At 64.3% G+C, this 21,077-nt stretch carries 23 protein-coding genes and 1 tRNA gene; 10 read left to right on the top strand and 14 right to left on the bottom strand.

Annotated elements, in window-relative coordinates:
- Nucleotides 1-79 precede the first annotated feature (79 nt).
- Nucleotides 80-556: a DUF992 domain-containing protein gene (locus tag CK219_RS08140; protein ID WP_095766268.1), complete on the top strand. Its 477-nt coding sequence runs from the start codon at nucleotides 80-82 to the stop codon at nucleotides 554-556.
- A gap of 222 nt (nucleotides 557-778) precedes the next feature.
- Nucleotides 779-2,245, top strand: a complete 1,467-nt coding sequence (locus tag CK219_RS08135) for an MFS transporter (RefSeq protein ID WP_245340423.1) — start codon at nucleotides 779-781, stop codon at nucleotides 2,243-2,245.
- Nucleotides 2,246-2,294: 49 nt separating this feature from the next.
- Here the strand turns inward: CK219_RS08135 and coaBC are convergent, their stop codons facing one another.
- From coaBC to ubiE, 3 genes are all read right to left on the bottom strand, one after another.
- Nucleotides 2,295-3,770, bottom strand: coding sequence for a bifunctional phosphopantothenoylcysteine decarboxylase/phosphopantothenate--cysteine ligase CoaBC (gene coaBC, locus CK219_RS08130; protein ID WP_210199994.1), 1,476 nt, complete (start codon nucleotides 3,768-3,770; stop codon nucleotides 2,295-2,297).
- Nucleotides 3,771-3,841: 71 nt separating this feature from the next.
- Nucleotides 3,842-5,416, bottom strand: a complete 1,575-nt coding sequence (ubiB, locus tag CK219_RS08125) for a 2-polyprenylphenol 6-hydroxylase (RefSeq protein ID WP_095766267.1) — start codon at nucleotides 5,414-5,416, stop codon at nucleotides 3,842-3,844.
- A gap of 43 nt (nucleotides 5,417-5,459) precedes the next feature.
- Nucleotides 5,460-6,236 (bottom strand): bifunctional demethylmenaquinone methyltransferase/2-methoxy-6-polyprenyl-1,4-benzoquinol methylase UbiE, encoded by a 777-nt coding sequence (ubiE, locus tag CK219_RS08120; protein ID WP_095766266.1) that lies wholly within the window; start codon nucleotides 6,234-6,236, stop codon nucleotides 5,460-5,462.
- Nucleotides 6,237-6,404: 168 nt separating this feature from the next.
- Between ubiE and CK219_RS08115 the strand changes: the two genes are divergently transcribed.
- From CK219_RS08115 to CK219_RS08105, 3 genes are all read left to right on the top strand, one after another.
- Entirely contained in the window at nucleotides 6,405-7,379 is a 975-nt protein-coding gene (locus tag CK219_RS08115) for an adenosine deaminase (protein ID WP_095766265.1), read from the top strand.
- 158 nt (nucleotides 7,380-7,537) lie between these two features.
- Nucleotides 7,538-8,167 (top strand): uracil phosphoribosyltransferase, encoded by a 630-nt coding sequence (upp, locus tag CK219_RS08110; RefSeq protein ID WP_027165262.1) that lies wholly within the window; start codon nucleotides 7,538-7,540, stop codon nucleotides 8,165-8,167.
- A gap of 207 nt (nucleotides 8,168-8,374) precedes the next feature.
- A complete protein-coding gene (locus tag CK219_RS08105) occupies nucleotides 8,375-8,941 on the top strand; it encodes a TIGR02281 family clan AA aspartic protease (RefSeq protein ID WP_095766264.1) in 567 nt (188 codons plus the stop codon).
- A gap of 108 nt (nucleotides 8,942-9,049) precedes the next feature.
- On the opposite strand, the gene deoA is transcribed toward CK219_RS08105, so the two are convergent.
- From deoA to CK219_RS08075, 6 genes are all read right to left on the bottom strand, one after another.
- Nucleotides 9,050-10,366 carry a thymidine phosphorylase gene (deoA, locus tag CK219_RS08100; RefSeq protein WP_095766263.1) on the bottom strand — a complete coding sequence of 439 codons (1,317 nt, stop codon included), beginning with the start codon at nucleotides 10,364-10,366 and terminating at the stop codon, nucleotides 9,050-9,052.
- The gene (locus CK219_RS08095) at nucleotides 10,366-11,169 is read right to left on the bottom strand and encodes a purine-nucleoside phosphorylase (protein ID WP_095766262.1); all 804 of its coding nucleotides are present in this window, start codon (nucleotides 11,167-11,169) and stop codon (nucleotides 10,366-10,368) included. The genes deoA and CK219_RS08095 overlap by 1 nt, the downstream gene beginning before the upstream one ends.
- Nucleotides 11,170-11,182: 13 nt before the next feature.
- Complete coding sequence (gene cdd, locus CK219_RS08090) at nucleotides 11,183-11,575, bottom strand: cytidine deaminase (RefSeq protein WP_095766692.1); 393 nt, start codon at nucleotides 11,573-11,575, stop codon at nucleotides 11,183-11,185.
- A gap of 77 nt (nucleotides 11,576-11,652) precedes the next feature.
- Nucleotides 11,653-12,624 (bottom strand): ABC transporter permease, encoded by a 972-nt coding sequence (locus CK219_RS08085; RefSeq protein ID WP_095766261.1) that lies wholly within the window; start codon nucleotides 12,622-12,624, stop codon nucleotides 11,653-11,655.
- Nucleotide 12,625: 1 nt separating this feature from the next.
- Entirely contained in the window at nucleotides 12,626-13,765 is a 1,140-nt protein-coding gene (locus CK219_RS08080; protein WP_095766260.1) for an ABC transporter permease, read from the bottom strand.
- The gene (locus CK219_RS08075) at nucleotides 13,762-15,294 is read right to left on the bottom strand and encodes an ABC transporter ATP-binding protein (RefSeq protein WP_095766691.1); all 1,533 of its coding nucleotides are present in this window, start codon (nucleotides 15,292-15,294) and stop codon (nucleotides 13,762-13,764) included. Before CK219_RS08075 ends, CK219_RS08080 begins: the two co-directional genes overlap by 4 nt.
- 252 nt (nucleotides 15,295-15,546) lie before the next feature.
- Between CK219_RS08075 and CK219_RS08070 the strand changes: the two genes are divergently transcribed.
- Both CK219_RS08070 and CK219_RS08065 read left to right on the top strand, forming a co-directional pair.
- Nucleotides 15,547-15,756: a SlyX family protein gene (locus CK219_RS08070; protein ID WP_095766259.1), complete on the top strand. Its 210-nt coding sequence runs from the start codon at nucleotides 15,547-15,549 to the stop codon at nucleotides 15,754-15,756.
- A 22-nt stretch (nucleotides 15,757-15,778) separates the two neighbouring features.
- Nucleotides 15,779-16,180, top strand: coding sequence for a hypothetical protein (locus CK219_RS08065; protein WP_095766258.1), 402 nt, complete (start codon nucleotides 15,779-15,781; stop codon nucleotides 16,178-16,180).
- Here CK219_RS08065 and CK219_RS08060 read toward each other — a convergent pair.
- The 4 genes from CK219_RS08060 to CK219_RS08045 all read right to left on the bottom strand — a co-directional run bounded on the left by CK219_RS08060 (nucleotide 16,175) and on the right by CK219_RS08045 (nucleotide 19,024).
- The gene (locus CK219_RS08060) at nucleotides 16,175-16,630 is read right to left on the bottom strand and encodes a GNAT family N-acetyltransferase (RefSeq protein ID WP_095766257.1); all 456 of its coding nucleotides are present in this window, start codon (nucleotides 16,628-16,630) and stop codon (nucleotides 16,175-16,177) included. The two genes, CK219_RS08065 and CK219_RS08060, sit on opposite strands and share 6 nt — an antisense overlap.
- A gap of 67 nt (nucleotides 16,631-16,697) precedes the next feature.
- Nucleotides 16,698-17,687 carry a BMP family ABC transporter substrate-binding protein gene (locus tag CK219_RS08055; RefSeq protein ID WP_095766256.1) on the bottom strand — a complete coding sequence of 330 codons (990 nt, stop codon included), beginning with the start codon at nucleotides 17,685-17,687 and terminating at the stop codon, nucleotides 16,698-16,700.
- Between the two features lie 224 nt (nucleotides 17,688-17,911).
- The gene (locus tag CK219_RS08050) at nucleotides 17,912-18,238 is read right to left on the bottom strand and encodes a hypothetical protein (RefSeq protein ID WP_095766255.1); all 327 of its coding nucleotides are present in this window, start codon (nucleotides 18,236-18,238) and stop codon (nucleotides 17,912-17,914) included.
- 84 nt (nucleotides 18,239-18,322) lie between these two features.
- A complete protein-coding gene (locus tag CK219_RS08045) occupies nucleotides 18,323-19,024 on the bottom strand; it encodes a hypothetical protein (protein WP_095766254.1) in 702 nt (233 codons plus the stop codon).
- A 452-nt stretch (nucleotides 19,025-19,476) separates the two neighbouring features.
- On the opposite strand from CK219_RS08045, the gene CK219_RS08040 reads away from it, so the two are divergent.
- Nucleotides 19,477-19,566 (top strand) — tRNA-Ser (locus tag CK219_RS08040).
- Nucleotides 19,567-19,584: 18 nt separating this feature from the next.
- On the opposite strand, the gene CK219_RS08035 is transcribed toward CK219_RS08040, so the two are convergent.
- Nucleotides 19,585-19,815, bottom strand: coding sequence for a KTSC domain-containing protein (locus CK219_RS08035; RefSeq protein WP_095766253.1), 231 nt, complete (start codon nucleotides 19,813-19,815; stop codon nucleotides 19,585-19,587).
- Nucleotides 19,816-19,910: 95 nt separating this feature from the next.
- Between CK219_RS08035 and CK219_RS08030 the strand changes: the two genes are divergently transcribed.
- Together CK219_RS08030 and CK219_RS08025 are read left to right on the top strand one after the other, a co-directional pair.
- A complete protein-coding gene (locus CK219_RS08030; protein WP_095766252.1) occupies nucleotides 19,911-20,522 on the top strand; it encodes an alpha-ketoglutarate-dependent dioxygenase AlkB in 612 nt (203 codons plus the stop codon).
- An 83-nt stretch (nucleotides 20,523-20,605) separates the two neighbouring features.
- The gene (locus CK219_RS08025) at nucleotides 20,606-21,001 is read left to right on the top strand and encodes a hypothetical protein (protein WP_095766251.1); all 396 of its coding nucleotides are present in this window, start codon (nucleotides 20,606-20,608) and stop codon (nucleotides 20,999-21,001) included.
- Nucleotides 21,002-21,077 lie beyond the last annotated feature (76 nt).

Genomic DNA, 21,077 nt, shown 5'->3' with positions numbered 1-21,077 from the left:
CGTCAAAGTTTCGGCGGAACGCTCCGTGCACCTCGATCATTTAAGTCGGGGCCAAGATTTTCGCGAAAGGGACTTTCCAATGATCAAGACACTTGCCTGTGCCGCTGCCGCGCTTGCCGCCACGGTCCTCGCTTCTCCGGTCAGCGCCGGCACGCTCCGGCTCGGCACGCTCGATTGCACCATCGACGGCGGTGTCGGCTATGTCATCACGTCGAACAAGGGCGTCTCCTGCGTCTTCCGCCCTTCCCATCACGGCCCGGCCGAGATTTATACCGGGATGATCTCCAAGCTTGGCGTCGACGTCGGCAAGACGCATCAGGGCCAACTCGTCTGGGCGGTGCTTGCCGCCACCCGCAGCCATGACGCGGGCGATCTCGCTGGCAGCTATTACGGCGTCAACGCCGAGGCCAGCGTGGTGACCGGCGGCGGCGCCAACGTCTTGGTCGGCGGCTTGAACAGCGCCTTCATGCTGGAGCCGCTCAGCGTCCAGGCACAGACCGGCCTCAACCTGGCCGTCACCGTAGCGTCGCTGGACCTCGTCCACTCCTACAAGTGAGCCCTCGGCTTTTCAAATTCATTGCGCCGCACTCGGCCCGGAACATCTGTTCCGGGCCGAGTGCTTTGGAAAGCCCTTCGGCGCCAATGGTGGCTTGCCTCGAAATCCGCGAAAAAGCCTCTTGAGCTCAACTGCGCTTGAGGTTCTACAAGCCCTGCCGAACTGGATCTTGCCCCTCGTTCGCAACGCGGATGAGGTGCGCAAAACAAGCAGGAGATCGGCGTGACGGCAGCGAGCGGCAACAAGGTGGCCAGCAACAGGGTGGCCAGCAACAGGGTGGATTGGCGGGCGCTGTGGGCAAGCGGCGATCTGGCGCGCTTCTGCTTCGTCAGCCTCGGCATCCTGCTGCATGCCACCAACGAAACAATGGTGGCGACGGTGATGCCGGCCATGGTCGGCGAACTGGCGGGCGTGCAGCTGGTCGGCTGGTCGCTGGCGATCTACGAGCTCGGCGCGATCGTCGCCGGCGCCGCTGCGGGCCGGCTGGTCAGTTATGTCGCCCTGCGCTCCAACATGATGGTCGCGGCCCTGCTCTATGCGACCGGCGCGCTGATCTGCGCGGCGGCGCCTTCCATGCCGTTGTTCCTCGTCGGGCGACTGGTCGAAGGGCTTGGCGGCGGCGCGCTGGTATCGCTGGCTTTCGTCTCGGTCGAGCGCCTGTTTCCACGCAACATCTGGCCGCAGCTCTTCGGCATCATGTCCGCGATCTGGGGCGTCGCCGCCTTCAGCGGCCCGATGCTAGGCGCTCTCATGACCGAATTCCTGTCGTGGCGCTGGGCTTTCGGCGTATTCACCTTCGGCGGCGCGGCGATGGCGCTGGCAAGCTTCGTCGTGCTCGACACACCTGAAGCGAGGAAGCCGCAGGCGAGCGGCGGCAAGGCACCGCCCTTTCCCTATCCCGCGCTTGCCTGTCTCGCCCTCAGCGTCGTGCTGATCGCCGCCGCCGGCATCGATATCGCCCTGTTGCGCTCGTCGCTGCTCCTCTTCCTCGGCCTGACCGGCCTGGCGCTTTTCTTCCACGTGGATGCGCTTAGACCGCAATCCCGGCTCTTCCCGTCGCCTCTGTTTTCATGGCGCTCGCCGCTTGGCAGCGGCATGACGATGGTTGCGGCTTTCTCCGTGGCGACCTGCACCTTCACCATTTACGGGCCGCTGCTTCTGACCACGTTGCACGGCATTCCGATCCTGACCACCGGCTACATCATCGCCGCAGAATCGATCGCCTGGTCGATCCTGTCGATCCTCATCGCCAATGCACCGCTGGAGCGCGAGAGGCTGATCATCGTCGTCGGCGCCTTGATGATCGCCTCCGGCCTCGCCGGCTTCGCCTACACAATCCCGGCAGGCTCGATCCCGCTGATCCTGCTCTGCGCCCTTTTGCAGGGCGGCGGCTTCGGCGTTTGCTGGCCCTTCCTCACGCGCGTCATCGTCGCCTCGGCCCGCGACGGTGAGCAGACCATCGCCTCGGCCGCCGTGCCGACCATGCAGCGCATCGGCTATGCGGTAGGCGCAGCGCTTGCCGGCATCGTCGCCAATGCCACCGGCTTCTCGGAAGGTCTGAACCGTGAAGCGGCCGCAGGCGTCGCCGGCTGGCTGTTTCTGGCCTTCGTGCCCCTCGGCGTGTTCGGCTGCCTGGCGGCGCTGAGGATATTTTCAGCGACAAACCGGCCGAGATTGGCAGCGGGTTGACGGGGATGTCACGGCGGCCGCGGCCGAAGTGCCCGCTTGCCGCTCGGTCTCAGACGACGACAGTCTGCTGCAGCCGCTCCGCAATCAGCGCGGCGAGCCGCGCCGCCACCTCATCCTTGCCCATTTCCGGCCATTCCTCGACGCCGGTCCTGGAGACGATGCGCACCTTGTTGCGGTCGCCGCCCATCACGCCGGATGGACCGATGCCGCTTTCATGCGAGACGTCATTGGCGACGATGAAGTCCGCGCCCTTTTTCCTGAGCTTCGCCTCGGCATTGGCGATGAGGTCCTGCGTCTCGGCGGCGAAGCCGACGACGAGGCTTGGTCGCTCCGCGTGATGGCCGATGCCGGCCAGGATGTCCGGGTTCTCGACCATCTGCAGCGAAGGCGGCCCTTTGCCCGCCACCTTCTTGATCTTCTCGCCGGCGGTGTTTTCCGTGCGCCAGTCGGCAACCGCCGCGACGAACACGGCGGCATCCGCCGGCAGCAGGCTCTCGACCGCTTGCTTCATCTGCGCGGCCGTTTCGACGTGGGTGGTCGCGACACCGGCCGGATCGGCGACGGTGACCGGGCCAGAGACAAGCCTGACATCGGCGCCGAGCTTAGCCAGCGCGGCCGCGATGGCATGGCCCTGCTTGCCCGAGGAGCGGTTGGCGATGTAGCGCACCGGATCGATCGGCTCATGCGTCGGACCGGAGGTGACGATGATCCTGCGGCCGGCAAGCGGCTTCGGCTTCTCATCGAGCATAGCCTCGATCGCAGCGACGATCTCCAGCGGTTCGGCCATGCGGCCCTCGCCCGCTTCGTTGCTCTCGGCCATCTCGCCCTTGCCGGGACCGACAAAGATGATGCCGTCCTTGAGCAAGGTCGCCCGATTGCGCCGCGTTGCCGGATGCGCCCACATTTTCGGGTTCATCGCCGGCGCCATCAGCACCTTCTTGTCGGTGGCCAGAAGCACCGTCGAGGCGAGGTCGTTGGCATGGCCGTTGGCGAGCTTCGCCATCAGGTCGGCGGTGGCCGGCGCGACAACCAACAGATCGGCCTCGCGCGACAGCCTGATATGGCCGACATCGTGCTCGTCCTTGCGGTCGAACAGCTCGGTGAAGACATGGTCGGCCGAAAGCGCGCCGACCGACAGCGTGGTGACGAATTCCTGCGCTGCCGACGTCATCACCACCCGCACCGAAGCGCCCCGCTCGCGCAGCCGCCGGATCAGGTCGAGCGCCTTGTAAGCCGCGATGCCGCCGCCGATAATGAGCAGGATGCGCTTGCCGGAGAGCGAGCCTCGCGAAACTGATTTGGCGGATGCGGCGACAACTGGCACCGCCTGCCCCTTTAAGCCTGTCAGCGCACGCAGCTTTTCTTCGATCTGCCCGATACGGTCGGCCTGCCCTGCCCGGCCTTCGACCGCGGCGCGTATCATTACCCGAGCCTGCTCCTCCATCGAGCAGCCATTTTCGGCCGCGAGTTGCCGGAGCAGGTCCTTCACCTCGTCATCCAGATTGCGGATCGTGATGCTGGCCATGTGATTGCACTCGCATGAGGTAGCGCTTGCAATGATAGCAATGCAATCAACCGGCGACAAGCCGCATGCGGTCAGAGCAACTTCCAAGTGATATAGACCAGCGTCAGCGCGATCACCCACAGCGCCACGCGGCCGGAGCGGGTGTGGCGCGCTTCCGCCCTGCCTATCGCGCGCGCGGTCGCTTCGTCGAAGCGCAGGCCGTTTTCCGCCATCAAATCGATCTCGCGTGACAGCCGCTCGGTGCGGGCCACAAGATCCGGCGCCTGCCTTGCCAGCGACACAAGGGCTCTGCCCGCGTCGCGCGCGTCGGTGAGCATGCCGCGCGGGCCGAGATTGCCCGCGATCCAGTCGCTGACCACAGGCTCGGACGTCTTCCACATGTTGAAGGCCGGATCGAGCGTGCGGGCGACGCCTTCGACAACCACCATGGTCTTCTGCAAAAGCACCAGCTCGGTCCGCGTCGCCATATCGAACAGCTCGGTGACTTCGAACAGCAGCGTCAGCAGCTTCGCCATCGAGATGGTTTCCGCCGACTGGCCGTGGATCGGCTCGCCGATGGCGCGGATCGCCTGCGCGAAGGCCGAGACATTGTGTTGGCGCGGCACGTAGCCCGCCTCGAAATGCACCTCGGCGACGCGCTGATAGTCGCGCACGATGAAGCCGTAGAGGATCTCTGCGAGGAAGCGTCGCTCCTTCTTGCCGAGCCGGCCGGCAATGCCGAGATCGACCGCGACGATGGTGCCGTTCGCCTCGACGAACAGATTCCCAGGATGCATGTCGGCATGGAAGAAGCCGTCGCGCAACGTGTGCCTGAGGAACGACTGGACCAGATTGGCGGCGATCGCCTTGAGGTCGTGGCCGGCGTCGGCAAGACCGGCGAGATCGTTCATCTTGATGCCGTCGATCCACTCCATGGTGAGGACATCGCGGCCGGTCCGCTCCCAGTCGACCGCCGGCACGCGGAAGCCCGGATCGTCCTTGGTGTTCTCGCCGAGTTCGGAAAGCGCGGCTGCCTCGAGCCTCAGATCCATCTCGATTCTGGTGGTCTGTGCCAGCGTCTCGGTCACTTCGACCGGGCGCAGGCGACGCGACGCGGGGATGTATTTCTCCTGCAGGCGGGCGGCAAGGAAATAGCTTTCGAGATCCTGGAAGAAGCGATGCCGCACGCCGGGCCGGATAACTTTCACCGCCACCTGCGAAGCGCTACCCTCGCGCACGATTTCGGCGCCGTGCACCTGCGCGATAGAGGCCGCCGCCACTGGTTCGCCGAAGCTCGAATAGAGATCGTCGATCCTGCGACCGAGCGAGGCTTCGATCGCATGGACCGCCTCCGCTCTCGGGAAGGTATGCATCTTGTCCTGCAAAAGCGCGAGGTCCAGCGCCATGTCGTTGCCGACGACATCGGGCCGCGTCGCCAGGAACTGGCCGAGCTTGACGTAGGAAGGTCCGAGCCGCACCACCGCCCGCGCCAGCCTGTCGCCCCGCTGATAGCTCAGCGCCCGGCGGCGGGTGAAAAGCCGCGCCACGCGCCAGCCGAATTTCGGCATTCCGGAAAGCTCTTCGCCCGGCAGCGCCGCGACGACGCCCTCGCGGACCAACACCCAGCCGGCCCTGGCGAGCCTGAAGGCGGCAGCGACGCTGCTCATAGCGCTGCCTGCTTCAAAGGGACCTGCTGCAAGGTGCCGCGCCTCAAAGCTTCCAGCCGGAATGAAGGGCGGCGATGCCGCCCGAATAGTTGCGGAAGGTGACGCGGTCGAAGCCGGCGCGGGTGATCATTGCTGCGAAATTCTGCTGGTTGGGGAACTTGCGGATGGATTCGACGAGATAGGAATAGGGCTCGCCATCGCCGGTCACCGCCTTGCCGATTTTGGGGATGGCGTTGAACGACCAGGCCTCATAGGCCTTGTCGAGCAGCGGCATGTCGACCTCGGAGAACTCCAGGCACAGAAACCGTCCGCCCCGCTTCAGCACCCGATAGGCTTCGTCAAGAGCGACCTCGATGCGCGGCACGTTGCGTATACCGAACGCAACCGTATAGGCATCGAAGCTGTCGTCCTCGAACGGCAATTCCTCGGCATTGGCCTCGACGAAGTCGGTGTTTGCGGCAAGCCCCAGCTTCTCGGCGCGGTCGCGGCCGACGGCCAGCATCGAGCCGTTGATGTCGAGCACCGTGGCATGGGCCTGGCGCTGGCTGGCCTCGATGATGCGAAAGGCGATATCGCCGGTGCCGCCGGCGACATCGAGCACCTTCCAACCCACCTTTTTGGGAGGGTTCAGCCAGGCAACCATCGCGTCCTTCCACAGCCGATGCAACCCGGCCGACATCAGATCGTTCATCAGGTCGTATCGATTGGCCACCTTATGGAAGACGTCGTTGACCAGGGGCTGCTTCTCGCCTTCCCCGACCTTCCTGAAACCATAGGAGGTTTCCATGCCGCCCGCGGCCGTGGTTCTCTCAACCGACATTATTTTGATCCGCCATAAAACCGGCGGGACCATAGCCGATCGATGGTGCCGACGCTATTGTCCAAGGCGCGGTTTTCGGCCGCGCCTTCAAAACCCGGCAGGGAAAGGCCACGCATGATTTTCCGGCCAGAATCTGCGCGAGAGCAGCACATCGGACGGGATGACCGCATGATTTTGAAGGCCGAACTGCACTGCCACATCGAAGGGGCGGCGGCGCCCGAGCTCGTCGTCGCCCAGGCCCGCAAATACGGCAAGGACCCTTCGCCCTACATCCAGGACGGCTCCTTCGTCTGGCAGGACTTCACCTCGTTTCTCGCGGCTTACGATTTCGCTTCCGACCTGTTTCGCACGGAGGAGGACTATGCCCGCCTCGCCGACTACTATCTGACCAGCCTCGCCCGGGACGGCGCCATCTATTCCGAGATCTTCACCTCCCCGGACCATGCCAAAAAGGCCGGCCTGTCGCCAAAAGCCTATACGGATGCGCTGGGCGAAGGCATGACCCGCGCCAAGGCCAAGACTGGTATCGAGGGCCGCATGATCGTCACCGGCGTGCGCCATGTCGGGGTCGAGGCGATCGAGCAGGCGGCGCGCTTCGCGGCGCGCTGCGGCCACCCGCTGGTGACCGGTTTCGGCGTCGCCGGCGACGAGCGCATCGGCGACTTCGAGGATTATGTCCGCGCCTTCGAGATCGCGCGCGAGGCGGGCCTCGGCATCACCATCCATGCCGGCGAGCTGATGGGCTGGGAAAGTGTGGCGGCGGCTCTCGACCACATCCGCCCCTCCCGCATCGGCCACGGCGTTCGCGCCATCGAGAACCCTGACCTGGTCCGCCGCATCGCCGCCGAAGGCGTGGTGCTGGAATGCTGCCCGGGCTCCAATATCGCGCTGAAAGTCTTCGACAGCTTCGCCGACCACCCCTTTCCGGCACTGCGCGCCGCCGGCTGCAAGGTGACGCTCAACTCCGACGACCCGCCCTACTTCTGGACCTCGCTGAAGCGCGAATACGATATCGCCGCCGAGCATTTCGCCTTGAACGACAAGGCGCTCGCCGGGATCACCAGAACGGCTATCGAAGCGGCCTTCGTGGACAAGAAGACCAAGGCGGTGCTGCTAAGCCGGTTGGACGCGAAGGTGCGGTGAGTGAGTAGGGGAGTAGTCGGTAGTCAGTAGTTATGCATTTGGCCGAGCACGCATAGATCGGTTGAAGGCAGGAGCTTTCCCCGAGGCGAGGACTCGCAAATCGGCTCACTATTCACTACTCACTACTGACTACTATCCCGAACCAGTCGGAGCACATCATGCAGGGCGTCACCGTCGTCGACCATCCCCTCGTCCAGCACAAGCTGACCATCATGCGCAAGAAGGAGACCTCGACGGCCGGCTTCCGGCGGCTGCTGCGCGAGATTTCGCTGCTGCTCGGCTATGAGGTGACCCGCAATCTCGAGCTGACCACGACCATGATCGAGACGCCGATCGAGGAGATGGAGGCACCGACGCTGGAAGGCAAGAAGCTGGTCTTTGCTTCGGTGCTGCGCGCCGGCAACGGCCTGCTCGAGGGCCTGCTCGACCTGGTGCCGGCCGCACGCGTCGCCCATATCGGCCTCTACCGCGACCACGAGACGCTTGAAGCGGTCGAGTATTTCTTCAAGGCGCCGAGCGATCTTGCCGACCGCCTGGTGATCGTCGTCGATCCGATGCTGGCGACCGCGAATTCCGCGATCGCCGCGATCGACAAGCTGAAGGGGCGCGGCGCCACCAACATCCGCTTCCTCTGCCTGCTTGCCGCCCCCGAAGGCATCGAGCGCTTCACCAAGGCGCATCCGGACGTGCCGATCTTCACCGCCTCGATAGACCGGCAGTTGAACGACAAGGGTTACATCATGCCGGGCCTCGGCGACGCCGGCGACCGCATGTACGGCACAAAGTGAGCGCCGTTCTTAACTGGCCGTTTACGCAAGCTTGCGGTTTCCCACACGCGTTAAAGTCGCACACACCATATCGGCATAAGGATGCAGGCCTTCGGGAGCAATTCCAGCAAAAGTGTGAAGCGGTTTTCCTTTCGGGATTGCTCCAAACCAAAGGGATAGAGCGGTTCAACGTTTTCGTGAAACGGTGAAAACGCTTTAGGGGCATCCATGCTGCGCAAGCTTCTCATCCTCGGCATCTTTGCCGGAACTTCGGCTTCGATTCCGATCGTCTATCAGGCTAACCCGCATCTGGTGGACGGCCTCCTGAAATCGGCCGTCGCCCCGCAGCCGGCAGCCCCGGAGGCTCAGCCCCTGGTCAATCTCGCTTCGGTCCCGAACAAACCAGCCGCGCCGATGCCGCTCGGCCGCCAGGTGCTGGTCAATGCCGATGCGCGCGGCCACTTCACGTCGCAGTTCAAGCTCAATGGCCGCCAGATCGACGGCATGATCGACACCGGCGCGACGCTGGTCGCCATCAACACCTCGACGGCGCGACGGATCGGCGTCTCGCTCAATCCGTCCGACTTCAATCGACAGGTGAACACCGCCAACGGCGCGGTAAAGGCCGCCGTGGTGACTGTCGACCGCCTGCAGATCGGCAAGATCTCGGTCGATAACGTCCAGGCGATGGTGCTCGACGACAGGGCGCTGCAGATCAACCTGATCGGCATGAGCTTCCTGCAGCGGTTGCAGAAATACCAGGTCCAGGACGGCTCGCTGCTGCTCGTTCAGTAAATCCGACGTAAACAATTCCAGGAAAAGTGCGCAGCGGTTTTCCGTCCGGAATTACGTCAGCCACAAAGGATAGAGCAGTTCACCGTTTCCGCGAAACGATGAACTGCTCTAGCGCGGCAGTATCCGCCTGAGCACGGTCTTTTCGGCGGGCGGTTTGGAACCGCCGATCGCATAAGCAGCTCGCACGGCCGCCGCCGCTGCCTCGGCCTCCGCATTCGTACGGGCATGCACCAGCGCCAGTGCCTCGCCCGGGCGCAGCTCGGCGCCGACCGGCAACAGCCGGGTCAGACCGACGGCATGATCGATCTTGTCGTCCGGATGGCTACGCCCGCCACCGAGCGTGACGACGGCAAGCCCGATATCGCGCGTGGCGATGCCGGTCACGAACCCATCCTGTTCCGCTTTCACGGCCAGTTCGACCGGCGCAGTCGGCAAATATTTTTCCGCGTTCTCGATGAAATCGGCGGGACCACCAAGCACCGACACCATTCGCGCGAAGACGGCCGCCGCACGGCCTCCGGCAAGCGCTTCGGTGGCGCGCCTGATGCCGTCCTGGTTGGACGAGACGAGCCCCGCCGACTGCAGCATCTCGGCAGCCAGCGCCAGCGTCACCTCCTCCAGCCGCCGGTCGCGATATCGCCCGGTGAGGAAATCGACGGCATTCTTCACCTCGACCGCGTTACCGGCGGCCGAGGCCAGCGGCTCGTTCATGCCGGTCACCAGCGCTGAGGCGCTCAAGCCGGCGCCATTGGCGACCTCGACAAGGCTGTTCGCCAGGGCGACGGCATCGCGCGACTTCTCCATGAAGGCGCCGTTGCCGACCTTGACGTCGAGCACCAGCGAACCCAAGCCCGCGGCAAGCTTCTTCGACAGGATCGAGGCGGTGATCAGCGGCACCGATTCGACCGTTCCGGTGACGTCGCGGATCGCGTAGAGCCTGCGGTCGGCCGGCGCGAGATCGGCGGTCTGGCCGATGATGGCGCAACCGGTCTCGAGCACCGTCTTGCGGAAAAGCGCCACGTCCGGCTGGCTGGCATAGCCGGGGATGGCATCCATCTTGTCCAGCGTGCCGCCGGTGTGGCCGAGCCCGCGGCCCGAGATCATCGGCACACAGGCCCCGCAGGCCGCGACGATCGGCGCCAGCATCAGCGAGACATTGTCGCCGACGCCGCCCGTGGAATGCTTGTCGGTGACCGGGCCCGGCAGGTCGGACCAGTCGAGCACATCGCCGGAATCGCGCATCGCGATCGTCAGCGCCACCGCTTCCTCGCGGCTCATGCCGTTGAGGAACACGGCCATCGCGAAAGCGCCGACCTGGCCCTCGGAGATGGTGCCGGCCGTCAGCCCCGCGATGAAGGCCGCGATCTCGTCGGCCGAGAGCCTGTGGCCGTCGCGCTTGCGGCGGATGATCTCCTGCGGCAGCATCAGTCGGGCAAGCCGTCCTGGAAGACGCGCCGCAGGATCGTCGCCAGCCGCGCGCCGCCGATAGGCGCCATATCCTTGGTTTCCTGGTGCGAGAGCTCCGCTCCGGTCATGCCGGCCGCCAGGTTGGTGATGACCGAGCAAGCGGCGACCTTGAGCCCGAGGAAGCGGGCAAGGATGACCTCCGGCACGGTCGACATGCCGACGGCGTTGGCACCCATGACGCGCGCCATTCGGATCTCGGCCGGCGTCTCGAAGCACGGTCCGGAAAACCACATATAGACGCCTTGATGCAGGGCCGTTCCGGTCGCCTTCGCCGCTTTCTCGATCGCTCCGCGCAAGCCGGCATCATAGGCCTCGGTGAGGCCGACGAAGCGCCGGTCGCTCGGCTCGCCGATCAGCGGGTTGGAGCCGGAGAAATTGATGTGGTCGGTGATCAGCATCACCGAACCCGGCCCCATTTCCGGATCGACGGAGCCGGCGGCATTGGTGAGGATCAAATGCGAGATGCCGATGCCGGCAAGCACCTCCAGCGCCGGCCGCATCGCCGCGGCATTGCCATGCTCGTAATAATGCGCGCGTCCGGACAGCATCAGCACCGGCGTGCCGGCGAAATGCCCGGCAACCACCTCGCCGGCATGGCCCGAAACACCGCTGCGCGGGAAGCCCGGCAGTTCGGCATAGGAGATGCGCCTGGCATCCTTGACCTGGTCGACCAGCCCGCCCAGGCCCGAGCCGAGCACGAGCGCCGCGGTCGGCGCCAGTCCGTCCAGTTTCTCGACCAGATGATCCAGCGCTTCCTTCATTTCAACCCGCTCTTCATTTCAAGATGTCGCCCCTGAAGCCGTAGGGCAGCATGTCGCCCATGGTCACCGTCTCGGCCACGCCGGCGTTGTCGCAGAGATAAAGCTTCGTGTCCGGCCGGCAGAATTCCGCCAGCCGCTGCCGGCAGCCGCCGCATGGCGAGCATTTGGCCATGCGTTCGGCGATCACCGCGATCTCCACGATCCTGCCGCCGCCGCCCATGATGTAATGGCCGAGCGCCGTCGTCTCGGCGCACCAGCCTTCCGGATAGGATGCCACCTCGATATTGGCCCCGGTGAAGACGCGCCCGTCCTCGGTACGCAGCGCTGCCCCCACAGGGAACTTCGAATAGGGCGCATAGGCCTTTGCCATCGCCGTCTTCGCCGCCTCGAAAAGATCATGCGACATCCGGTTCTTCTCTCCCACGATCTTGTTCAAATACCGGTCGCCGCCGCAGGAAAATCCCGCCCCAGCATTCTCCGACCTCAGCGTTCCTTCACATAGGGCACGCCGCCGGCGCGCGGCGGGATGGCTTTGCCGATGAAGCCGGCGAGCAGGATAACGGTCAGCACATAGGGCAGCGCCTGCATGAACTGCACCGGCACCTTGCCGATGATCGGCAGCGGCGAGCCCTGCAGGCGGATGGCCGCAGCATCGAGGAAACCGAACAACAGGCAGGCGAACATGGCGTTGACCGGCTTCCATTTGGCGAAGATGAGCGCAGCCAGCGCGATATAGCCCTTGCCCGCAGTCATGTCCTTCACGAAGCCGCCATTCTGCACCATGGAAAGATACGCGCCGGCGACGCCGGTGAGGATGCCGGTGCAGATCAGCGCACGGTAGCGCAGCCAGGCGACCGAGATGCCGGCGGTGTCGACCGCGGCCGGGTTTTCGCCGACCGCGCGCATCCTGAGACCGAAGCGGGTGCGAAACAGCACCCACCAGGTGAACGGCACCATGGCGAAGGCGAAATAGACCAGGATCGAATGGCCGGAGATCAGCTCGGCATAGATCGGGCCGATGATCGGCACGTCCTTGATCGCCTCGGCGCCGGGCCAGATGATCGCCTCGAAGCGTTCGGCCGGCTGCAGCGCCGGCGTGCGCCCGCCCTGCTGGAACCAGGCCTGGCCGAGGATGATGGTCGATCCGGCAGCGATGAAATTGATCGCCACGCCGGAGACGATCTGGTTGCCGCGATGCGTGATCGAGGCGAAGCCGTGCACCAGGGCGAAAGCGACCGAGATCAGCACCGCCGTACCGAGGCCGATCAGCGCCGAATGGAAGACGGCGGCGGCCGATGCGCCGGCAAAGGCGCCGACCAGCATCTTGCCTTCGAGCCCGATGTCGAAGATGCCGGCCCGTTCCGAATAAAGACCCGCCAGGCAGGCGAGCAGCAGCGGCACCGAAAGGCGGATGGTCGAATCCAGCACCTGGATGATGGCGTTGAACATGTCCATCTCAGGCCCCCTTACCCTTTACTGCCTGCATGCCGACCGATTTCGGGCTGACCGAGGCGAACAGCGCCTGGATGTAAGGCCTGAACATGTGTTCGAGCGCGCCGGCGAACAGGATGACCAGCCCCTGGATGATGACGATCATGTCGCGGCTGATCGCCGGCATCTCGAAGGCAAGCTCTGCGCCGCCCTGGTAGAGCATGCCGAACAGGATCGCCGCCAGGACGATGCCGACCGGATGCAGCCTGCCCATCAATGCGACCGCGATGCCGACATAGCCGGCGCCGGACACGAAATCGATCGCGACATTGTGCTGGTCGCCCATCACCGGGTTGAGCGCCATCATGCCGGCCAGCGCGCCCGAGATCATCATCGCAGTGATGATGATGCGGGTTTCCGAAATGCCGGCATAGCGCGCCGCCTTCGGGCTGTGGCCGTAGGTGCGCATTTCATAGCCGAGCCGGGTGCGCCAGATCAAAAGCCAGACCAGAAAGGCCATGACGAGCGCCAGCAGGAAGCAGATGTTGAGCGGCGCCGAGCGGATCTTGGCGCCGAACAACTCGATGATCCAGTTGAGCTTCGGGAGCTCGGCGCCGGCGAGGAAATTGCGCGTCTGCGGCGCCTGCGAGCCGGCCGGCTTCAGCGCACCGACCAAGAGATAGACCATCACGGAGGCAGCGATGAAGTTGAACATGATGGTGGTGATGACGATGTGCGATCCGCGCTTGGCCTGCAGATAGGCCGGGATCAGCCCCCACAGCGCGCCGAACGCCGCCGCGGCCACGATCGCGATCGGAAAGATCGCCCACCAGGGCAGCACGCTGTCGAGACTCAGGCAAACGAGCGCGATGCCGAGGCCGCCTATATAGGCCTGCCCCTCGGTACCGATGTTGAAGAGGCTGCAATGTGCCGCCACCGCCACCGACAGCCCGGTGAAGATGAAGGTCGTGGCGTAGAAGAGCGTGAAGGCGATACCTGTGCCCTTGCCGAAGGCGCCTTCGACCAGGATGACGGCGGCACGGAACGGATTTTCGCCGACCAGCATGACGACGAAGCCGGCAACGATGAAGGCAACCGCCAGGTTGATCAGCGGAATCAACCCATAATCGGCCCAGGCAGGCAGCTTGGCGTAAGGCGTGCTCATTCGGCGGCCTCCTGGTGCTCGACGCCGGCCATGAGCAGGCCGAGCTCGCCTTCGGTCGCGTCAGGGCCGCGCTCGCCGACGACACGGCCGGCGAACATCACCAGGATGCGGTCGGACAGCGAGCGGATCTCGTCGAGCTCGACCGATACCACCAGCACGGCCTTGCCCTGGTCGCGCATGGCGATCAGCCGCTTATGGATGAATTCGATGGCGCCGACGTCGACGCCGCGCGTCGGCTGGCCGACGATCAGCACGCCGGGATCCTGCTCCATCTCCCTGGCCAGCACGATCTTCTGCTGGTTGCCACCGGAGAAGTTCGCCGTCTTCAGCCGCGGATTGCCGGGGCGGATGTCGTATTTCTCGATCTTGTCCTTCGCGTCGGCCATGATGGCATCGACGTCGAGGAACGGCCCCTTCAGATAGCGCTCGTCGTCGTGGTAGCCGAGGATCGAATTCTCGTTTTCCTCGAAGGCGAGCACCAGCCCGACATGGTGGCGGTCCTCCGGCACGTGAGCAAGCCCACGGTCGCGCAATTCGCCGGGATCGGCCTTGCCGGTGAGATCGATTGGCTTGCCGTCCAGCATCACCTCGCCGGAAACCGCATGCCGGATGCCGGAAATCGCCTCGAGCAGTTCGGACTGGCCGTTGCCGGCCACGCCGGCGATGCCGACGATCTCACCGCCGCGCACGTCGAAAGAGACATTGTCGACCATGGTGACGCCGCGCGAATCCTTGACCGTCAGGTTCTTGACCGAGAGTTTTACAGCGCCGGCTTCCGACTGGCCCTTCTCGACCCTGAGAAGCACCCGCCGGCCGACCATCAGCTCGGCCAGTTCGCCGACCGTGGTTTCCTTGGTCATCCGGGTTGCCACCATCGTGCCTTGGCGCATCACCGAGACCGTGTCGGTGATGGCCATGATCTCGCGCAGCTTGTGCGTGATGAGCACGATCGTTTTTCCCTGTTCCTTCAATTGCTTGAGGATGCGGAAAAGGTGGTCGGCCTCGGCCGGCGTCAACACTCCCGTCGGCTCGTCGAGGATCAGGATCTCGGCGCCGCGATAAAGCGCCTTGAGGATTTCGACACGCTGCTGCAGGCCGACCGGCAGCTCTTCGATGACGGCGTCGGGATCGACCTCGAGGCCGTACTCGCGCTCCAGCCGGTCGAGCTCCGAGCGCGCCTTGGCGATGCTGCTTTTCAGCAGCACATCGTTCTCGGCGCCGAGGATGATGTTTTCCAGCACCGTGAAATTGTCGACCAGCATGAAGTGCTGGTGCACCATGCCGATGCCGAGCGCGATGGCGTCGTTGGAGGTGTTGATCGACACCGGCTTGCCGCCGACGTGGATCTCGCCGCTGTCGGCCTGGTAGAAGCCGTAGAGGATCGACATCAGCGTCGACTTGCCGGCGCCGTTTTCGCCGACGATGCCGTGGATGGTGCCGCGCGCCACTTCCAGGTTGATGTCGCGGTTGGCGCGCACTGCGCCAAAGCTCTTGTTGATGCCTATGAGCTCGATTGCGGCTTGCGCCATGCAGCCTGTTCCCACTGTTATTTTTTATCGCTTGGTCAAAACGCCTAGCATGATGCCCCGCTTATGCCAATCGGCCGTTCACTCTCGACAAATCGCCGCGCCCTTGTCAATTTCGAACCTGAGCAAGTTCCGCAAAACTGTCCACGGTTTTGCGATCAGAACCTGCGAGAACCAACAGGGCCTAAGCAGATATTCGGGCATCCACGAATATCTGCTTAGGCAGAGGCTTCACATTCGCAAGGGTCGGTTTGCATGACCATGCCTGACGATCGGCTGACGGCGTTGGAAATCCGCGCCGCCGAGCAGGAAAAGACCATCGAGGAACTGTCCGGCCAGATCGCCGAACAGTGGAAGGTGATCGAGCGCATGGAGCGCAAGCTCGCAGCCCTCGCCGACCGTTTCCTGGAATTGGAGGAGCAGACCGCCTCCGACGTGCCGGTGACCAAGCCGCCGCATTGGTGAGAAGCCATGGGGAAAGACGGCCATGTCCAGTGAAAGCGACAATGTCGCCAGGGCCGGCGATTATGTCTTTGGCCTGATGAACGACAGGGAACGCGCCCGCGCCGAGCGCGACCTCGAGATTGATCCCGCCTTTCGCGACACGGTGCTGCGGCTGGCCGAGCGCTTGCGCGCCTTCGATCCCGCGGCACCTGAAGGGCGCGACAATCGCTGGGAGCTGGTCACGCAGCGCCTTGCCGAATTGCCGCAGATGCAGGCACGGCTCGCCGGCATTGCCGCCGAGGCCGAACCGCCGCCGCCGATGATCCACCGGCTCGAGCGCAAGCCCTATCGCGTCGGCCTCCATCCGCGCGGCAGGCTTGGCTTTGTTATTGTGCTTGCCCTGCTGGCCGCCTTTGCGCTCGGCTATCTCGCCGGCACGCTATAGCTCACGCGACATGAGAAGCATCGGCGCGCCGTCCTGCTCGAAGGTCTCGACCGCCGTCCATCCAAGCGCCTCGTAGAAGCCGCGCGCCTGCCAGGTGTAGAGATAGAGCTTGCCGATACCGGCCGAGACAGCATGAGCCTCAACGGTTCTGACCAGCGCCGTGCCAACGCCGCTGCCGCGATATCCATCCTCGACGATCAGCCCGGCCAGCCATGGCGAGAAGTCGTGCGGCGAACTGATTTCGCTGCGGACGAGCAGGCAGCTCCCGATCGGCCGGCCACGGTCGCGCGCAACGAAGGCTGCCTCGGAGCCGTCGCCGGCGATCAACCCGCGCAACCCGGCCATGTCCTCGTCGAGTGTCCGGTCCGTGCCTTCGAAGAAAGCCGCGAGGCGAAGCCCCGCGATTGCTTCGACGTCGCCTTCAGCCATGGCCTCGATCGTCGGCCGCATCGTTCCCTCTCCAACGCGAAACCGCCGGGCGTTGGCCCGGCGGTTCAAACCTTGCTTCAGCCGCAGATCAATACGGGCAGGCGTTGTCGGTGGTGTAGTCGTGCACCTGGACCTTGCCCGAGATGATGTCGGCCTTGGCCTTTTCGACGGCCGCCTTCATCTCATCGGTCACCAGCGCCTTGTTGTTGTCGTCCATGGCGTAGTCGACGCCGCCTTCCTTGAGGCCGAGATTTTCGACGCCGCCTTTGAAGGTGCCGTTCTTGCCGTCCATGAAGGCATTGTAGACGGCAACGTCGACGCGCTTCAGCATCGAGGTCAGCACCTTGCCGGGCTGCAGGCCGTTCTGGTTGGAATCGACGCCGATGCCGAGCTTGCCCGCATCCGCCGCCGCCTGGAGCACGCCGACGCCGGTGCCGCCGGCAGCCGCGTAAACCACGTCGGCGCCCTGGTCGATCTGCGTCTTTGCGATCTCGCCGCCCTTGGCCGGGTCGTTCCATGCGGCCGGCGTGTCGCCGGTCATATTCTGGATGACGTCCGTCGCGCCGGCCGACTTGGCGCCGCCGACATAGCCGCATTCGAACTTGCGGATCAGCGGGATGTCCATGCCGCCGACGAAGCCGACCTTCTTCGACTTCGACGCCATCGCCGCCAGGATGCCGACGAGGTAGGAGCCTTCATTCTCCTTGAACACCAGCGAGCGGACATTGGGCAGGTCGACGGCATCGTCGATGATGGCGAAGTTGAGATCGGTATATTCGGCCGCGACCTTCTTCAGCGCGTCCTCCCAGGCAAAGCCGGCCATGACGATCGGGTTGCGGCCGTCCTCGGCGAAGCGGCGCAGCGCCTGCTCGCGCTGCGAGGCGTTGGAGACCTCGAATTCGACATAGGCGATGCCGGTCTCGGCCTTGAACTTCTCCGCGCCATGATAGGCGGCCTCGTTGAAGGATTTGTCGAACTTGCCGCCCAGATCATAGAGGATGGCCGGCTGGACATCCGCGGCGAAAGCCGGAAGAACCATTGCGGTTGCGGCCAGAAGGCCGAGAACGATACGTTTCATGTGATCCACACCCTGTCGGTTATTTTTCCGTTATGCGCCGCCTGCCCGCCCGGTTCTCCGGCAGGCTTGCGGTGCCAGGCAGGAAGTGTTTTGCCCCTCCCGCTCGCGGTCAATCTGGCACGGCGCGAAACAAAATTCACGTGGAATTTTGACCTGTTGGAAAAAGCGGTTACCGGCGATTTCGCCGTGGCCGTCCGTCCGCAACAGCGTCAAAACAAGAGCCTTCAGGGACTTGGGGCGAATTCCGCGCCGCGGCGCTTGCGCCGGTAGCCGATGGCGTAGAGCAGGAAGGCCAGCACCGCGAAAACAGCAAAACCTGGTTGTGCGAGCACCCATGCGACGGCGCCGTCCCAGACCAGCGGGCTTGCCTTGGTGCGCACGAAAGTCTCGAAGGCCGCACGGGTATCGGGCGAGACCGCGAGCCAGCTTGCATTGAGCGGCGTCATCACCAGCGAGGAGGCTGCGACCGAGCGTGTCGTATCGATCACCGCCATGATCACCGAGATCGACAGCGCAACCATGGCTGCCAGCCGAAAGATGAAACGCAACATCGACGCTCTCCCCGGGAACGCTCCCGCCTGCCCCGCAATCGACATAGAGCCTGCGTGGTTCCCGCGCAATCGCGACCCGTGAAATTAGCGAGCCCGCGCAGGCTTGCGCCGGTTCACCCGCCAGATGGCGAAAATGCCGCCGGCGACCGCGCCGACGATCAGGCCGCCCAGGCCGACAAAAGCCGCGAAAAATCCGCAGGCGCCCTCGAAACAGCTCATATGCGTCAGGTCCGCTATCAACGAACCGGCGAAGAAACCGGCGCAGGCGCCGATCGCGCCGCCAAGGATGATGCCGAGCAGCGCGGCAAGGATCGAGACGAAGACCGGCGGCCGCTCGGTCTCCGGATTGGCGTAGATCGTCTCGGCGCCGGCCCCGTTGCGCAGCAGGTAAATGCAAAGTAGGCCGATGGCGATCTCGGCGACGGTGAAGCCCAGCGCCTCGGCCGAGAAGACGAAGTCGGACACGAGCAACACATAGGCCTGGCGCACCAGGAGCCAGATGATGATGGCGATCTGCCAGATCGTGTAATGGCGCGGGAAGCGAGCCGACCGGTTGAAGGCAAGGCCAAGCAGGTACAGCCCCCACAGGATGGTGATGACGCCGCCGCTAAGGCCGCCATATACTAGGAAGAACACGCTGTCGGGCAGGCTGAAGTCGCCGATCAGCCGCCAGGAGGAGATCAGCCCGTAGGCCGACAACCCCATGACGATGACGAGCCACGCCACCGGGATGAGGGAAAGCCCGCCGTCCGGCCGCCCCGCGGGTTGCTGGTCGATCGATGCCATGTCGGGACGATGCCCCTCGCCCAGGCAATTCCGGGAAAGCCGCCTGGCGACTTCCGGCGGGAACTGCAAAACCGAACCGGCAATTCCAGGGAAAGCTCGCAACCGTCCACCGGGACTGCATGAAAACAAGATTGGCGCAGTCGACAGCCGGGCGGAGGCGAAGTCAAGCGTCGCCGGCGCGCCGCCATCGGCCTGTGCACATCATTCGAACGCATCGCCCCCTGGACCCGCCTTTGCGCCCATACACGGCAAAAGCCGCGGCAATGCCAATATGGCTTGGCATTCGCTTTAGGATCGACTAGATGAGCCCCGCGCCTGTTTGCCTAGACGGCTAGCGGTGCCGGGAAGGGTTGCCTGCCGGTTGAGGGCACACCAGATATCCGTTGAGGACTTCCCATGGGAGCATCTCCCCAACCCGCGCGGCAAAACCGGCCGACGCGAGATGCCAAGACGGAGAGGTGGCCGAGTGGTTGAAGGCGCACGCCTGGAAAGTGTGTTTACGGGAAACCGTAACGCGGGTTCGAATCCCGCTCTCTCCGCCATTTTAACTTCATTGATTTCTATATTTTTTCGGAGCAGGCCGAGTCTTCATGCTCGACCAGGTGATATCTGAAACGGTCGCGAACGAATTCGTTGAAGAACTGCCCTTTTGAGAAGGCCGCCTTGAAAGCCGTGTAGACCTCGGGTCCTACGTCCTCATAGTCATAGCGTTTGCCGGTCGGGACGAACCATACCGAGAGTACCCGCCTCGACGGATCGTAATGGATAGTACGGATCGCGGTGGAAGGCATGTGCCGTCTCCTACTTCTAACGCTTAATTCTTCGTGCGCCGCGAGGTTCCGCCGTGCCGGCTTGCACAAGGGGCCCGATTGCCTATCTGAGCCGCATGACATCATTGAAAAACCGAGCTGCCGGCGACGCTTTCCAGGGCGATCTGTTCGGTGGGCCTGCAAGCCAGCCGCCCATGCCCGTGGGCTTCTCCTACCAGCCGGATCTGATTGCCCGCGACGAAGAGCACGAGCTGGTCCGTCATATCCGGGGCCTGCCCTTCAAGCCGTTCGATTTCCACGGCCATCTTGCCAACAGGCAGGTCGTCGGCTTCGGCTTGCGCTACGATTACGAACGCCGCCAGGTCGTGGAAGCGCCGCCCATACCGGACTTCCTGCTGCCGCTTCGCGCCAAGGTCGCCGCTTTTGCGTGCATCCCCGCAACAGAGTTCGCGCAAGTGCTGATCAACGAATATCGCCCGGGCGCGGGCATAGGCTGGCATCGGGACAAGCCGCATTTCGAGCTGGTCGCCGGCGTTTCCCTGCTGGCGTCCTGCAGCTTCCGGCTGCGCCGCAAGAACGGCGCGGCGTGGGACCGTGAAACGATCAAGGTCGAGCCCAGATCGCTCTACCTCATGGCAGGCCCGGCCAGGCACGAGTGGGAGCACAGCATTCCGCCAGTCGAACGCCATCGCTATTCGGTGACGTTGCGGACAATGCGGGCTCTTTAAGCAGCCGCGCCGGCGATTATCCGGGAACCATCGCCGGGCGCCAGGGTTGTGTCGTCAGATTTTCCAGATGGAAAGGAAAGACGATGCGCATGTTGACGATGGTCCTGACGCTGTCGGCAATGGCATTGGCGCAGCCCGCTTCCGCTCAACGCGCCGATCCGCAGCCGCCGCAAGCGACGCCCCCTGCCCAGGAACCCATCCCCGGCCAGCCGCAGCCCGGCCAGGACGATGCCGCCCAGAACGTCACCAACATCGTCGTGGTGGCGATGGAGGACCTGCCCTCGGAAGTGAAGGCGCAGGCCGAAGCCATAGTCACCAGGACGACCGCCAAGGAACTGGCCAAGCTGCAGAACTCGGTCGACGCCTCGCCCGAGGCGACGTCGGTTCTGCATGCGAACGGACTGAATTCCTCGCAGGTCGTTGCCGCCAACATCGACGGTGACGGCACGCTGACGCTGATCATCCAGACGACGGCCTGACCTTTGGGGGCATGACGCAGCCGAACGGCGGCCGACGGGCTGCGGTTCGCCTTCGATCCTCACTCTTGCGGAGGCT

Origin of the sequence: Mesorhizobium sp. WSM4313, assembly GCF_002294725.1 — a bacterium.
Lineage (GTDB): Bacteria > Pseudomonadota > Alphaproteobacteria > Rhizobiales > Rhizobiaceae > Mesorhizobium.
This window is presented reverse-complemented; position numbering and strand designations above follow the sequence as displayed.